Origin of the sequence: Bordetella genomosp. 9 (assembly GCF_002119725.1) — a bacterium.
Classification (GTDB): domain Bacteria; phylum Pseudomonadota; class Gammaproteobacteria; order Burkholderiales; family Burkholderiaceae_B; genus Bordetella_C.
In genome coordinates this window covers 2,186,825-2,200,901 of record NZ_CP021109.1, presented here as the reverse complement: position 1 = coordinate 2,200,901, position 14,077 = coordinate 2,186,825, and the positions used below count along the sequence as shown (strand labels likewise).

11 protein-coding genes and 1 pseudogene are annotated in these 14,077 nt (G+C 66.6%); 4 read left to right on the top strand and 8 right to left on the bottom strand.

Going from position 1 to position 14,077, the window contains the following annotated elements:
- Positions 1-34: 34 nt before the first annotated feature.
- Positions 35-3,034, bottom strand: a complete 3,000-nt coding sequence (locus CAL13_RS10225) for an autotransporter family protein (protein WP_157664841.1) — start codon at positions 3,032-3,034, stop codon at positions 35-37.
- A gap of 351 nt (positions 3,035-3,385) precedes the next feature.
- On the opposite strand from CAL13_RS10225, the pseudogene CAL13_RS10220 reads away from it, so the two are divergent.
- Positions 3,386-3,622 (top strand): annotated as a pseudogene (locus CAL13_RS10220) (EAL domain-containing protein); the annotation flags it as partial.
- Here the strand turns inward: CAL13_RS10220 and CAL13_RS10215 are convergent.
- Both CAL13_RS10215 and rph read right to left on the bottom strand, forming a co-directional pair.
- Positions 3,524-5,248, bottom strand: coding sequence for a methyl-accepting chemotaxis protein (locus CAL13_RS10215; protein WP_086072290.1), 1,725 nt, complete (start codon positions 5,246-5,248; stop codon positions 3,524-3,526). The pseudogene CAL13_RS10220 and the gene CAL13_RS10215 sit on opposite strands and share 99 nt — an antisense overlap.
- Before the next feature lie 115 nt (positions 5,249-5,363).
- The gene (gene rph / locus CAL13_RS10210; protein ID WP_086057313.1) at positions 5,364-6,107 is read right to left on the bottom strand and encodes a ribonuclease PH; all 744 of its coding nucleotides are present in this window, start codon (positions 6,105-6,107) and stop codon (positions 5,364-5,366) included.
- Positions 6,108-6,357: 250 nt separating this feature from the next.
- On the opposite strand from rph, the gene CAL13_RS10205 reads away from it, so the two are divergent.
- On the top strand, positions 6,358-7,290 hold the full coding sequence (locus tag CAL13_RS10205; protein ID WP_086073592.1) for a YicC/YloC family endoribonuclease: 933 nt from the start codon (positions 6,358-6,360) through the stop codon (positions 7,288-7,290).
- Between the two features lie 75 nt (positions 7,291-7,365).
- Here CAL13_RS10205 and CAL13_RS10200 read toward each other — a convergent pair whose 3' ends face one another.
- Genes CAL13_RS10200 through CAL13_RS10185 form a run of 4 tightly spaced genes read right to left on the bottom strand, consistent with a single transcriptional unit; the run spans position 7,366 to position 11,590 of the window.
- The gene (locus CAL13_RS10200; protein WP_086072289.1) at positions 7,366-8,478 is read right to left on the bottom strand and encodes a VWA domain-containing protein; all 1,113 of its coding nucleotides are present in this window, start codon (positions 8,476-8,478) and stop codon (positions 7,366-7,368) included.
- Complete coding sequence (locus CAL13_RS10195; protein ID WP_086072288.1) at positions 8,475-9,503, bottom strand: DUF58 domain-containing protein; 1,029 nt, start codon at positions 9,501-9,503, stop codon at positions 8,475-8,477. Before CAL13_RS10195 ends, CAL13_RS10200 begins: the two co-directional genes overlap by 4 nt.
- A complete protein-coding gene (locus CAL13_RS10190; RefSeq protein ID WP_086057310.1) occupies positions 9,481-10,494 on the bottom strand; it encodes an AAA family ATPase in 1,014 nt (337 codons plus the stop codon). The genes CAL13_RS10195 and CAL13_RS10190 overlap by 23 nt, the downstream gene beginning before the upstream one ends.
- A 28-nt stretch (positions 10,495-10,522) precedes the next feature.
- Positions 10,523-11,590, bottom strand: coding sequence for a S1C family serine protease (locus CAL13_RS10185; protein ID WP_086072287.1), 1,068 nt, complete (start codon positions 11,588-11,590; stop codon positions 10,523-10,525).
- Between the two features lie 73 nt (positions 11,591-11,663).
- Between CAL13_RS10185 and CAL13_RS10180 the strand changes: the two genes are divergently transcribed.
- Positions 11,664-12,731 (top strand): VWA domain-containing protein, encoded by a 1,068-nt coding sequence (locus CAL13_RS10180; protein WP_086057309.1) that lies wholly within the window; start codon positions 11,664-11,666, stop codon positions 12,729-12,731.
- On the opposite strand, the gene CAL13_RS10175 is transcribed toward CAL13_RS10180, so the two are convergent.
- Entirely contained in the window at positions 12,728-13,396 is a 669-nt protein-coding gene (locus tag CAL13_RS10175) for a bestrophin family protein (RefSeq protein WP_086072286.1), read from the bottom strand. The genes CAL13_RS10180 and CAL13_RS10175 overlap by 4 nt on opposite strands.
- Positions 13,397-13,633: 237 nt before the next feature.
- Between CAL13_RS10175 and CAL13_RS10170 the strand changes: the two genes are divergently transcribed.
- Entirely contained in the window at positions 13,634-14,038 is a 405-nt protein-coding gene (locus CAL13_RS10170; protein ID WP_157664840.1) for a hypothetical protein, read from the top strand.
- Positions 14,039-14,077: the final 39 nt, after the last annotated feature.

Here is a 14,077-nt window from a genome sequence, read left to right as displayed (position 1 = left end):
AGTTAAAGAAGACGACTGCGGCCCGCTCGGAGTCCTACCACACGACTTTCACTCCCAACAGACCCTGCACGGCGTGGCCGCGACCGCTATCCACCGAGAAACTGTAGTCGCCGCTGCCGAACACACTTACATTGCGTGCGACCTGCGCCGATACGCCGAGACCCACTTGGGTCCAACTGCCCCCAAGGCGTGACTCGAGTGCGACGCCGTTGCTTCCGTCGGGGGCCCGAAAAACCGTCTTCGCATCGGAACCGAAGCCGTGCCAGAGGTTGGCACGGAGCCACGCGTTCACGGGCCGGCCACTACTCGTGTGCGCGGACTTGACCAAGCGTGCCCCCACTCGGCCAAACACACTGCTCACAGATCGGAAGTCGACCTGGCCATAATCGTCCTTGCCGCCATCAATCGAAATCCACTGATAGATCAACTGCGCCTGGGGCTCAGCTGACCAACCGGAGCCGAGTTGGAACGCCCTCCCGCCTTCAGCTGAACCTGTTACGCCCCATCCTTGCGACTTCAAGGTCTGTCCCAGACTCGACCTTGCTCTGATGCTTTCGAATCGGACACCCTGTAGCACAGTATCGGCATACCAACCACTCGCGCCATGATGCGTCCAGTACGCACCGAGCGCATAGCCGTCCATGGATGTCTTGCCGGCGGAACCGCTGTAAACCGCGTCTACCTTGCCGTCAATGTGAGCCGCCCCGAGATAAAGACCGGCTACTTCGCGACTGCCGTCGTCCCGTTGCAGGCGGTACAAATCGCCGCCTACTTGCACCCCTGATAGGTCGTAGTCGTAAGAGGGACCGTCGTCGCGGAAGGAGCTCCAACGCTGCTGGGCGCTTCCGTTCCGGCTGCCCGTGGATCCGTTCTCGTAGAATCCGCGTGCCCACACCGCCTTCCCGCGGCCAGCGTCCGTGTCGGCCGCAAACGGCATGCAAGCTGAGTTGAGGGAGGCTGCCCCGCTGCTGTCCCGTGCATCGGCATAACGATCGCAGTATGTTCCCAGCATGGCGAGCCCCAGTCGGCTGGCGAGCGCAGGTACAGCCATGTCAACCGCCACCTCCGGACGCAGATTGGGCAGCTCCGCCGGCTGTGCCGACGTGGCAGGGGGTACGGACGGGGTACCGCCGGGCGGGTCGGCTGGCGGCACGGATGGGGCACCGCCGGGCGGGTCGGCTGGCGGCACGGATGGGGCACCGCCGGGCGGCTCGGCTGGCGGCGTGGAGGGGGTACCACCGGGCGGGTCGGCTGGCGGCGTGGAGGGGGTACCGCCCGGAGGTTCGGTCGGAGGCGTGGAAGGAACTTCCGGTGGCACACTCGGCGCCTGATATGTCGACCGCAAATACCAGCTCTCGGCGTTTGAACTGCCACCGCGCTGCAAAGTGTATTCGTACGCTCCCGCAGCAACGCGGTTGCCAAGGGCGAATGCCGTCGGCGCGGTCGTCGCATTGTTTATCGCAGCGACCACCTGAATGCCATCGCCCGTGGTGGCGGCACCACCGCCGCCCGTTGGCATGACGCGCAGCGTAGTCGCGCCGGTGGCTGCCCCTCCATCGATGATCAGCTTGTCCGTCGGCGAGGCATCAGCGCCAAGAAAGGTATGGATGGCGATTGTGCCGCCCGAGCCCACATAGTTGTTGGTCGTAATGGTTTTGTAGCCGGCCGAGGTAGGCGCCTGGAAAGCGATGGTGCCGGCATTGCTCAGGGACGTCAAACTCGAGTTTGCCGTCACGTTCCAGGTGCTCGTGCCGTCTATCGATAGAGAGACCGGATCAATACTCCCTGTCAGAACGGAACCCCGGTTCAAGACTACGGATGCCGTGCTGCCGCTGTCCGCCTTTATATCTCCGGTCAAGGCAGTGGCGTCAACGATCAAATTCACGTTGGCGCCATTCAACGCATTCAACACGAGGCCGCTTCCCGAGGAAGTATCGTTCATCGCATTCAACGTAACGGAAAGGGCCGCCCCATCCGCTCGTACGAGATCGCCGCCTGCGTGCAATTCAGAGCCGGTTAACGTGACTGCATTCGGAGCGCCGGTTCCTCCAAATGCATACACGCCGTGCGCGTCGGCGGCTGCTGCCGTCACGGTCGAGCCGGTGAGGTCGATCGCACCGCCATTGGAGACGGCCAGTGCGCTTGCACCGGCTCCGGCAGTGCTAACCAGCGCATCGCCTTTGATCGCACTGGATACGCCGCCACCGGAGCCTTCCGAGTACAGGGCGAAGGCGTTGGCGCCAGAAGTCTTCACGCTGGCCGCCGAAAGCGTTGCAACGCCGCCCGACGACGCGTGAACGCCCCGGCCATTGTCGCCCTGCGTCGTGAGTGCGGCCCCATCCAGACGGAGCGTCGAACCGGGATCGGAGACCTGCCCCGCGTCCACATTGTTCGAGGTCGTGACGGTGGTTCCAATCAACGCCAGACTTCCGCCCGCGATCGCGCCCGCCCCTGCGCCATATACGACGCCTCGCTCGCCAAGCTGCATGATGCTGCCTTGCGTCATGGTGGCTGTCGAACCCGCGCCTTGCGCAACGACACCGTAGGACTCTAGCCCGCGGATAGTAATCCCGGAACTTGCAATCGCCGCGGTCGATCCGCTGGATATATCGATCCCATTGCTGTATCGGCCGCTCGTATCCACGACGACGTTGGAAAACGCGCCGGTCGAACCGCTGGAAAGGTACGCGCCGTGGCTGTTATTCCCCAATGTGGTGATGGTTGTGCCTGTCGCGTTCAATGTGCCGGCTACCGCGTCCATTGCAAAAGCCATCGGCCCGTCAGTAGCGACCGCCCCTCCCGTCAGGTTGATGGCCCCTCCGTTCAATGCTATTGCTCCATGGGCATACATGGCCGTGCTCGAAACTTGCACCGCCAATGTGGCATCCCCGTTGATGACTCCGCCATCCTCAGCGCGCAAGGCCTGCCCCGTAGTCACTATGGGACCGCCCACCTGAATATTTTCGCCAGCGCCGGCTGTGATGAGGGCGTGAGCAGGCAATGCAAACCAGGTACCCACGAGCGCGGTAAGCAAGGGCGTGAGGCGGAAAGTGCGCGCACCGGGCCGTTTGTTTTGCGCAGGGGGGGTCCCACGGCGAGCGCGGGCGTACAACTGAGACACAGGTCGCTCCATTGATGTTGGTTACTGAGAAACAGATTGCTGCAGCGATAGGCCGGAGCACCCGGCACCCACTACAACGACCGGCAAGCGCCCAAGTTTTGAAAGCAAACGTTACTTTTGGACGGCAAATTACTTTCTATTTGCAATAAAGCAATAGAACGTTGCGGAAGTTACCACGGCGCGGCAAAAAGAGGGGCAGGGTTGTTTAATCACAACATGGAGAGGTCCGAGCCAAGCCAGCAAGGCGGGCACCTCGACGTGATCTGGAATCGCGATGCCATCGCCCTGTACGACGACGCGGGACGCGCCCGCGGCGGCATCGAAGCCGAGGACCGCTATGGCGTCATGCGCGCCTTTCCCTTCGTCACGCTGAGTATCGGCGCCCTGCACGTGGCGCCGGTATCAGGCGTGCGCATCCGCCCCGAGGACATTGCCTCGGCGGCCGCCCGCGTCAAGCACCAGGTCAAGCACGGAAACGTTCCGCTCGCCGTCGAACCCTACCTGCCGGACGGGAACAGCGGCTGACGGTGCGGTAGCCGGCGTTTCGCCTTGCACGCCGGCCTCGGCGTCGCGGCGCAGGCGGAAGACCGCGACGGCCTGCCGCAGCCGCTCGGCGCGTCCTTCAAGCGACGCCACCGCGGCGGCCGTTTCCTCCGCCAGGGCGGCGTTCTCCTGGGTGTTGCGGTCCAGGCCCGACATGGCTTCGTGCATGGCGCCTATCCCGCCTGCCTGTTCGGCCGCGGCGTGGGAGATCTCCTCCACCAGTGTCGCCACCCGGGCCACGGCCTGGCGCATCGCACCGATGGTCTGGCCGGCCGATCCGACTTCCTGCACGCCCGCCTGCACGTGACTCGCCGAATCGGCGATCAAGGCCTGGATCTCGCGCGCCGCGGCGGCGCTGCGCTGCGCGAGCGTCCGCACCTCGCCGGCCACCACGGCGAAACCCCGGCCCGCGGCGCCTGCACGCGCGGCTTCCACGGCCGCGTTCAACGCGAGCAGATTGGTTTGGAAGGCGATGCCGTCGACCACGCCGACGATGTCGCCGATGCGGCGCGCGCTGTCCGAGATATCCCGCATGCGGCGCACCACGCGGTCCACGGCCTGCGCGCCCTCCTCGGCCAAAGCTTCGGCGCACTGCGCCTGGACCCGGGCTTCGTCCGCGTTATCGGAGGTGGCCTGAACGGTCTGGGCCAACGCCGACATGCCGGCCGCGGTCTCCTGCAGCATGCCGGCCTGTTCCGCGGTGCGGTCGGACAACTGCACTCCGCCCGCGGCCAGGGCGCGCATATCGCCATGGATATCGTCCACCGCCGTGCGCACCGCGTCCACGGCGCCGGCCAGGCCGGATTGCATGCGGCTCATCGCGGAAAACAGCACACCGATTTCGTTGTCGCCGCGCGTATCGATGGGACGCGTCAGGTCGCCGTCGGCGATGCGGTCGAAGTGCCCGCCCGCATCGCGCAAGGGATCGAGCAACGCGCGCCGCAGCGCCATCCGTATCCCCACGGCGAGCAACAGGACGAAGGCTGCCAGCCCGATCGCCGTGTAGACCGCCACACCCTGCATATGGGCCACCTCGGCGATGGCCGCCGAGCCTTGCGCGCGGGTATAGCGCTGGAAATCCCCTTCCGCCTTCACATAGGCCGCGGCGGCCGCGGGCAGCACCTGATCGCTCAGGCGGTTCACTTCGACGCCGTTCCATCCCTGGATGGCCTTGCGCATGGGAATGAGGGTATCGCCCACCAGTTTCCCGTAGGCCGCCATGACCGCGTCGTACAGCGGCCTGCCGGCGCCATCGGCATAAGGCATGGCGCGCAGGCGGGCGGCGCCTTTTTCCGCATCGGCCAGGAACCGGTCCACCACCGTGAGCATCTGGTCGCGGTCCGGGATGCGCCCGCCCTCCATATAGGTTTTCGCATCGACCAGGGCCGCGCGCGCCTGGAACACCGCGCTGCTGACATTGCCGAGCTCGCTGGCCCGCTCGATGTTGTCGCGCCCCAACTGCTCGATCCATTCCTGGTTGTCGCGCAGCAGCTTGATCGCCGCCGCGCCGGCGCCCGCGAACAGGACGACGAACACCGCCAGCACGATGGACAGGGCCGCACTTACACTGAATCTATTCCGCATCACATCCCTATGTGCGCTTCGACGCGCCTTGCATGCGGCAGGGATTATGTTGCGAAAACTTGGCTTTTTCGTGACATCCCCCGGGCGCGGACCGATGAGTCCGGCCCGGCGGGAATCAGCTTGCCGCCAGAGCGTCCTTCTGCGCCTGCACCAGACGCGCGATGCCGCTTTCGGCCAGCGCCAGCATGGCGTCGAGTTCGGCGCGGCTGAACGTGACGCCTTCCGCGGTGCCCTGCACCTCGACGAAGGCGTTCGATCCGGTCATGACGACGTTCACGTCGGCGTCGCAGCCGGAATCTTCCTCGTAATCCAGATCCAGCACGGGGCGTCCGCCCACCATGCCGACCGATACGGCGGCAACGTGATCGCGCAGGGGATTGGCCGCCAGGTCGCCGCGCTTCATCAGCAACGCGATGGCGTCGGCCATGGCGACCCACGCGCCCGTGATACTGGCGCAGCGCGTGCCGCCGTCGGCCTGCAGCACGTCGCAGTCGATATGCAAGGTGCGTTCGCCCAGCGCCGTCATGTCGATGACCGCGCGCAGGCTGCGGCCGATCAGGCGCTGGATTTCCTGCGTGCGGCCGGACTGCTTGCCCCGGGCCGCCTCGCGGTCGCCGCGCGTATGCGTGGCGCGCGGCAGCATGCCGTATTCCGCGGTCACCCAGCCCTGTCCCTGCCCCTTCAGGAACGGCGGCACCTTGTCCAGCACGCTGGCCGTGCACAGCACATGGGTATTGCCGGCCTTGATCAGTACCGAACCTTCCGCATAGCGCGTAAAGCCGCGCGTCAGGGACAACGGACGCAATTCATCGGGCGCACGGCCGGAAGGCCGGGCGGACTGGGAGGGGGAAGCATTCACGGGACTCTCCTGTTGGGCTCGTCGGCGGATTGTACGGGCCGCATGCGCATGAACCTTCGGCCGGCGCGAACGGCATGCCGAATTTCAAGCACTGCCGAACGCTGGGCGTCGATACCAACGAGCGCGGGGGCAATGCGGCTGCCCGCCCGGCAGCCAATGCGCGAGCCGGTGCGGCGTCGCGCCGCACGGGTCCTTCGGTTATTCTGCGTCGATGCGCGCCTGCGGGGCGCCTTTTTTCAGGACCATCACGATGATACGAAGCATGACGGCATTCGGCAGCGCCCGCGCCGATTTGGAACAAGGATCGCTGACGCTCGAACTGCGCAGCGTCAACAGCCGTTTCCTGGACCTGTATTTCCGGTTGCCCGACGATCTGCGGCACCTGGAATCGCCGTTGCGCGAACTGCTCACCGCCAACCTTGGCCGCGGCAAGATCGAAGTGCGCGTCACCTACACGCGCAACGCCGCCGCCGGCCTGGATCGGCTGGACACGCAATGGCTGCAAATGCTGGCCGAGCAGCTCGAAACCGCCCGCAGGATCCTGCCGGAAACCGAATCGCCCCGGCTGGTCGAACTCTTCAATTGGCCCGGCCAGCGCAATAACGACGCGCTCGATCCGCAAGCCTGGGGAGCGGCCGGCATGCAGGCCGCTCAGGAGGCCCTGACGCAATTGCAGGAGGCGCGCGTGCGCGAAGGCGAACGGCTGGCCGCAATGATGCGCGAGTGCGCGGTCAGTATCGGGAAGATCGTGACGGATGTCGAACAGTTGCTGCCGCAGCTTCTGGCCGATCATCGCGAGAAGCTGGCCGCCAAGCTGCGGGAGACCGTCGAGGCGGCCTTCCCCGGCGGCTTCAGCCACATCTCCGGCCCCGAACTCACCGAACGCCTGGCTCAGGAAGCAAATCTGTTCGCGCTGCGCATCGACGTCGCCGAAGAACTGTCGCGGCTACGCTCGCATCTGGCCGAACTGACCCACATCCTGAGCGACGGCGATGCGGCGCCGAAGCCGGCCAAGCGCGGCGGCGGCAGCGCCGGCAAGCGCCTGGACTTCCTGTTCCAGGAGATGAACCGCGAGGCCAATACGCTGGGATCCAAGGCCGGCAGCGTCGAAGTGACGCGCGCCGCCATGGACCTGAAGCTGCTGATCGAGCAAATGCGCGAGCAGGCGCAGAACCTGGAGTAAGGACCGGCATTCGCACTGCTCGACATCATCGACGGGAATCCCCAAGGGGTGATGGAAGCTCCGGCGCAGACCGGCTCACAGCACCCGCCCGTACCAAGCCAATGACAGGATGGCGGCAAACGCCGCCAGCAGCGCGCCCAGCGCCGCGAAAAGCGCCGTGATTTCCACGTGGTCGCGCCTGTCGAACGCCAGCTTCGCGCTGAGCTGCCGGTACACCTTTTTCAGCTCCGGAGCGTCCTGCGCACGAAAGTATTCGCCGCCTGTGACGTCGGCCACCTTCTTCAAGACGGTCTCATCCAGCCGGACCCGCGCCGACCAGCCTTCGACGGAAATCACCACACCCTGCGGCGTACCGATTCCCACCGTATAGATACGCACGCCGTGGGCCGCCGCCACGCGCGCGGCCTCCATGGCCTCCGGTCCGGTATTGCTTTGGCCATCGGACAGCAACACGATCGCGACCGAAGCCTCCGATCCCGGCGCGGCCTCGTCCGGACCAGGCAAGGGACGGCCCAGCGCGGGCGGTGCATCGCGCGCCGGGCCCGGCGATCCGTTCGCCCCTGCCTTGCCGGCGCTGGCGCGCTTGTCCGGCGACTGGCCCACGCCCTCGTTCATGAACTTGTCGACGTCGATGCCGGCCTGCGGCAACAGGGTCGCCAGCGCGATGATCAGCCCGTTGCCCAAGGCGGTGCCACGCTGCGGCTGCAAACGGTCCAGCGCCGCGATGACTTCCTCCTTGCGGCGCGTCGGGGCCTGCGCCACGGCCGCCGTGCCCGCCACCGACACTACGCCCACGCTCACGGTTTCCGGCTGATCGTCCAGAAATATTTTGGCTGCCTGCCGCGCGGCCTCGATGCGATTGGGTTTGATGTCTTCCGCCCGCATGCTGCCGGACGTGTCCATGGCCAGCATGACCGTCTGGATCCGCGACGGCAGCATCATCATGGCCTGCGGCCGTGCAATGGCAACGGTCAAAGCGGTCAGGGCGAACAGCATCAGCACCGGCGCCACATGGCGGCGCCAGCGCGCGCCGCTGGCCGCGCCCGCCAATTGCAAGGTTGGATACGCCACCGCCACGCGCCGGCGCCGCCGGTCGTGCCAGACATAAAACACCGCCAGCACCGGCACGAGCGTCAGCAGCCAGAGCATTCTGGGCCACAGGAAATCGAGTGCGGGCACGCCGTTCATGACGGCAAGGCCCGCGCGGTCGGGTCCTGCGCCCTTCCGCCGGCGCCACCCCGGTGGCTGCGGCGCCGCGCAAAGGCCAGCAGCGCCAGATCCAGCCGCTGATCGGTGCGCAGCTCCAGGCATGTTACGCCGGCGCCTTGCAGGGCGTGCCGCAGTCCGGCTTCCCGCGCCTGCGCAGCCTCGGCGAAACGCTGGCGGAATGAAGCGTCGTGCGTATCGACGAACATCTGCTCGCCGGTTTCGGCGTCCTGCAATACGACCAGCCCCAGATCGGGCAAGGCGATTTCCAGAGGATCGGCGAGGCGTACGGCCACGACTTCGTGACGCCTGCCGAGCATCCCGAGCGAGGTCTCCCATCCGGGCGCGCTGATGAAATCGGAAACCACGAACATGGCGGAACGCCGCCCCACCGACACCCGCGCAAGGTCCAGCAGTTGCCGCAGGCGCGTTTCGCCGCGCGGGGCGGCCGATACGGCGTTCGCACGTTCAAGCAGATGCAGCATATGGCGGCGTCCGGCGCGCGCGGGCACCACCGTCGCGAAGGCTTCGTCCGCGCCGGTGTAAAGCATGGCGCCAACGCGATTGCCGTGACCGGTAAGCAGGCGCGCCATCACCGCTGTGAAGTCGTTCAACAATTCGCGCTTGGTTACGCCGCCGGAGCCGAAGTCCACGGACGCGCTCAGATCCAGCAGGAACCAGGCGGACATCTCGCGGTCTTCCTGGAATTCGCGCACATAGGGCGTCTGCAGCCGCGCGGTTACGTTCCAGTCCATATATCTCACGTCGTCGCCGGGCCGGTACTCGCGCAGGTCGGCGAAGTCCAGTCCGAAGCCGCGGAACAGCGTGCGGTAGTCGCCTTGCAGCAGACCATCCAGGCGGCGGATCACCGTCCACTCGAGGCGGCGCACCAGCGCTTCGGTGCGATCGCGGGCGGCGCGGGCGCGCTCGGCCGCCGGCGTCGGCGCCGCTTCGCCGAGGGCTGCGACGCCGCTTCGGCGCGCCCTATCCCGCCGCCACGCGAACATGGGATTCCAGCGGACGTTCGGGCGCGGGCACGGCGCGCAGGATTTTGCCGATGAGCTGGTCCGCGTCGATGCCATCGGACAGCGCTTCGTACGACAACACCAGGCGGTGGCGCAACACATCGGGCACCAGGTCGATCAGATCTTCGGGCAAGGCATAGTCGCGCCCGCGCAGGTAGGCCAGCGCCCGCGCGCCTTCGATCAGTCCGATGGTCGCGCGCGGACTTGCGCCGAACGACACATAACGCGCCAGGTCCGACAAGCCGCACAGCGCCGGCGCTCGCGTGGCGGCGACCACGCGCACCGCGTACTGGATCAGCCCCGGATCCACGTACACCTTGCGGCACTCGTCCTGCAGCAGGGCGAGCTGTTCCGGCATCGCGACGGGATTGACGGCGATCTTCGGACCGGTCACCCGATTCACGATCACGACCTCTTCTTCCTCGCTGGGATAGCCGACCAGCACCTTCATCATGAAGCGGTCGACTTGCGCCTCGGGCAGCGGATACGTGCCTTCCGTCTCGATCGGATTCTGCGTCGCCATCACAAGGAACGGCGTCGGCACGGGATGCGTCTCGCCGGCGATGGTGACCTGTCTTTCCTGCATGACTTCCAGCAATGCGCTCTGCACCTTGGCCGGCGCACGGTTGATCTCGTCGGCGAGCAGAAGGTTGGCGAACACCGGCCCCAGCACCGTGGAGAACTCCCCGCTGCGCTGGTTGTACATGCGGGTGCCGACCAGATCCGCCGGCAGCAGATCTGGCGTGAACTGGATCCGCTTGAAGGTGCCCCGCATGGTCTTGGCGAGCGTGTTCACCGTCAAGGTCTTGGCCAGCCCCGGCACCCCTTCCACCAGAAGATGTCCGCGCGCCAGAATGGCCACCAGCACCCGTTCCAGGAAGCGGTCCTGCCCCACGACGACCCGTTTCACCTCGTACAGCAGGCGTTCCATCAGATTGGCGCTATCCGTGGCGCTCAAAGCTTGGTCGTTCATACGCCTCCTGCCCGCAAGGGGAATGACGTCAGAAAGGTGAGATGCCCACCGCCCCGCCCGCGCTTTCGATGGTGGTGGCAAAGCCGATGCCGATGAAGGTCTTGCTTTGCGTGGGATTCAGGATGGCCGTGACGATGCCGACCACTTCGCCATCCATGTTGACCAGCGGACCGCCGGAGTTGCCGGGGTTCGCCGCCGCGTCGAACTGGATCAGATGGTCCAGGTCCTGCTTGTTGTCGGGAGACACGAATTCCCGGTCCAGGCCGGACACCACGCCCGCCGATACCGAGGGGCCGACGCCAAACGGAAATCCCACGGCTACCACTTCATCGCCTGGCGCGAGATCGCGGCTCGATCCCAGCGTGGCGGCGGGCAGGTCGTCGGGCAGGGAAAACGCGCGGATGACGGCCAGGTCTTTCTCCGGCTGCACGCCGACCACCGATGCCTCCGATTCATGCCCGTCGTAGAACGTCACGCGCAAACGGCGCGCGCCGGCGATGACGTGGTAGTTCGTCAGGATGATGCCCTTGTCCGTGACGACGACGCCCGATCCGATATTGACCGATACGTGGCGGTTTTCCGGCGCTTTGCCGTCCGGCTGCGGCGCACCCGGCATTTGCGCATCGGGCCGCTTGCCGTCAGGCGGATTGCCCGGCCCATTGCCCTTGGGCGTGGCGTCCGGCTGTCCCGGAGTCGGCGTTCTGGCATCAGGCTGGCTGCCATCCGGCGGCTTCGCATCGGCCTGGCGGTCAGGCGCAACGCCGTCCGGGCGGGTCTGGCCGGAAGGATCGTCAGGCTTCGGCGCGCTGTCCGGGCCGGCTTTCGGATCGGAAGGACGCGGCGTACGCGACGCGTCCGGCCTGTCGTCGTCCGGGTAGCCGCGAATCTCCACCACGGAGGCATGCACGGCATCCGCGACACGCGCCGCGCGGGACGGCAGGCTTTGGGTTTGCAGGGTATGGAGTACGGCTTGGTCGATGTCGTCCTGCGTCAGGACGCGCAGCTTCGGCTGCATGAGCCAGGCGGACGCCAAGCCTGCGGCGAAGACCAGCGCAAGCGCCGTCGCCGCCCATCCGTAGATCGCAACTCGTTTCATGGTTGCCACCGGAGTCCCGTCTCGCCGTGGGAGTACAGTACCATCGTCGCATCGACGCGCCAAGGAGAACGGTATGCGGTTTCTCTGGCCGGAAATGCTCTGGCTGCTGCTTGCGCTGCCGCTTCTGGCCGGGGCCTACATTTATCTGCTGGTCCGGCGCAAAAAGAACGCCGTCCGCTATCCCAGCCTTGCGCTTGCCCGCAGCGCGCTGGGTCCCAGGCAGCGGTTGCGTCGCCATGTCCCGCCCGCCCTCTTCCTGCTCGGCCTGGCCGCCGCGCTGCTGGCCTGCGCGCGTCCCAGCGCGACGGTGACCCTGCCCGCCGACACGCTGACCGTCATCCTTGCGATGGATGTATCGCGCAGCATGGAAGCCGCCGACGTGCCACCCACGCGCCTGAGCGCGGCGCAACAGGCGGCGCGCAATTTCGTCGCCGACTTGCCTCCCAGCGTGCGGCTCGGCATCGTCGCCTTCGCCGCCTCTGCCGCCGTGGTGCAGCCGCCCACCGACAACCGCCAGGACACGCTGGACGCGATCGACCGCTTCGAACTGCAACGCGGGACCGCGACGGGAAGCGGTCTTATCGTGGCGCTCGGCACGCTGTTCCCCGAAGACCGCGCCGACCTGGAGGCGCTGCTGCTCAACGACCCCTCGTCGCGCTTCGGAGCGCCCGCCGCCGCGCTTGGCAACGCCGGGCAAGCCGATGCGGCGCGCAAACGCGAACAGGAACGGCCATCCGTGCAGCCAGGCTCTTATCGCAACGGCGCAATCATTCTGCTCAGCGATGGACGCAGGACGACGGGGCCGGATCCGCTGGACGTCGCGCGAATGGCGGCCAAGCGAGGCGTGCGCATCTACACGGTGGGCTTTGGTACACGCCAAGGCGGCGTGCCGCCCGGAGAGGAAGGCTGGTCGTATTTCATGCAGCTCGACGAGACCACGCTGCGCGCAGTCGCCAAGCTGACTGGAGGCGAGTACTTCCAGGCCGGTTCCGCCGGCGATCTGAGCCAGGTCTACCGCAACCTGAGTACGCGCTTTTCCCTGGAGCGCCGCAATACCGAAATCGGCGGGCTGCTGGCGGCGCTGGCCGCCGTCCTGATCGCGGCGGCGTCCATCCTGTCGGCGCTGTGGTTCAGGCGTTAGTCCAGCCGATAGCGGGCATCGGGCACCGGCACGGGAGGCAGGTCGGTTGCCCCGGCCGTTTCAAGGACAGACCGCTCGATATGGACGGTCAGCGCATCCAGCGGCAGATCGTTGGCGTCGCAGCCGAAAGGATCCTCCAATTCGCCCGCAATGATGTGCAAGGCCAGAAAAGCATACGCGATGAACACCGCCACGATGGGCGTCGCCCATCCGACGCTTTCGACCAGGCCGAAGGGCAGCAGCGCGCAGTAGAAGTAAGTCGTCCGGTGCAGCAGCACCTCGTACGGATAGGGCACGGGCGTCGTCCGTATCCGCTCGCAGGCGCCGGCCGACCGGTTCAACGTATCAAGGTGCTCAAGGGCGGCGACGGCGGCCACTTCACCGATACGGCCGCGATGGCGCCACTCGGCGAGTTGCCGCTGCACCTGCACCAAAAAGAAATGCGGCCGGTAGGCGTGCCGCAGCGCTTCCCGCGCGTCAGGCTCGCCCAAAAGGGCGCGCAGCGCGGCGGCCGGATCGGAGCCGCGCAGCTGGTGCTTCAGGGCATGGACGAAGCCCAACAGCAGGTTCACGACGCGGCGCGCTTCAGGATCGGGATCGCCGGCGCCGAGCGCCGGCATCGTCACCACATATCGGGTCAGGTCGCGGGCGCACGCGCCGATCACGCCCCATAGTTTGCGGCCTTCCCAATAGCGGTCGTAGCACGCGTTGTTGCGAAAACTACGATCATGGCGGCGAACGTGCGGGCGACGTAGAAACGGGGCGCATCATAGCAACGCGCCGGTACCGCGCAGCCCCTTGGCCAATATCCCGTACCAACTCCGATTTAGAATAATATATCATTACAAAAATGAGCAGGCCCGACGTAACGGAAGGCCGTCCCGGGCCAGAAGGGGAATTCCTTGCCGCGTATCCATCGCGCTTCCGGTAGCCGCACTTTGCGGCGCGCGGCGCGCCTTGCCGCATTGATATGGCTTTGCCTGGTCGCCGCGCTGGCGCCGGCCGGCGCGACGCTGCACGCCATGTCGCACCTGGGGCCGGCCCTTGGCGGCCCCCAGCGAACGCACGCGGATGCGCCTGCCGATAACCAGACCGGCGGGCTGCAGCACACCGCGGCAGATCACTGCCATCTGTGCGACGAATGGCAGTTCCTGGACCACGCCCTCCCCCACGTCTTCATCCCGGGCGACGCCGGACCCGATGCCGCACCCCTGCGCGTCGCGCATGCCGGATGGCGATCGGACACGGACGTTCCGTGGATCCTGCCGCGCGCCCCGCCTGCCGCGCACGCTGCTTTCAGCGGCTGACCGCACTGACGCGGGCCGGGCTTGCGTCCCGGCGCAACG

Excerpts from the sequence above, each read along its gene's own strand:
- CAL13_RS10215 (WP_086072290.1), bottom strand. The coding sequence starts at position 5,248 with ATGCGGAATAGATTCAGTGTAAGTGCGGCCCTGTCCATCGTGCTGGCG.
- CAL13_RS10205 (WP_086073592.1), top strand. The coding sequence starts at position 6,358 with ATGATACGAAGCATGACGGCATTCGGCAGCGCCCGCGCCGATTTGGAA.
- CAL13_RS10200 (WP_086072289.1), bottom strand. The coding sequence starts at position 8,478 with ATGAACGGCGTGCCCGCACTCGATTTCCTGTGGCCCAGAATGCTCTGG.
- CAL13_RS10195 (WP_086072288.1), bottom strand. The coding sequence starts at position 9,503 with ATGTTCGCGTGGCGGCGGGATAGGGCGCGCCGAAGCGGCGTCGCAGCC.
- CAL13_RS10190 (WP_086057310.1), bottom strand. The coding sequence starts at position 10,494 with ATGAACGACCAAGCTTTGAGCGCCACGGATAGCGCCAATCTGATGGAA.
- CAL13_RS10185 (WP_086072287.1), bottom strand. The coding sequence starts at position 11,590 with ATGAAACGAGTTGCGATCTACGGATGGGCGGCGACGGCGCTTGCGCTG.
- CAL13_RS10180 (WP_086057309.1), top strand. The coding sequence starts at position 11,664 with ATGCGGTTTCTCTGGCCGGAAATGCTCTGGCTGCTGCTTGCGCTGCCG.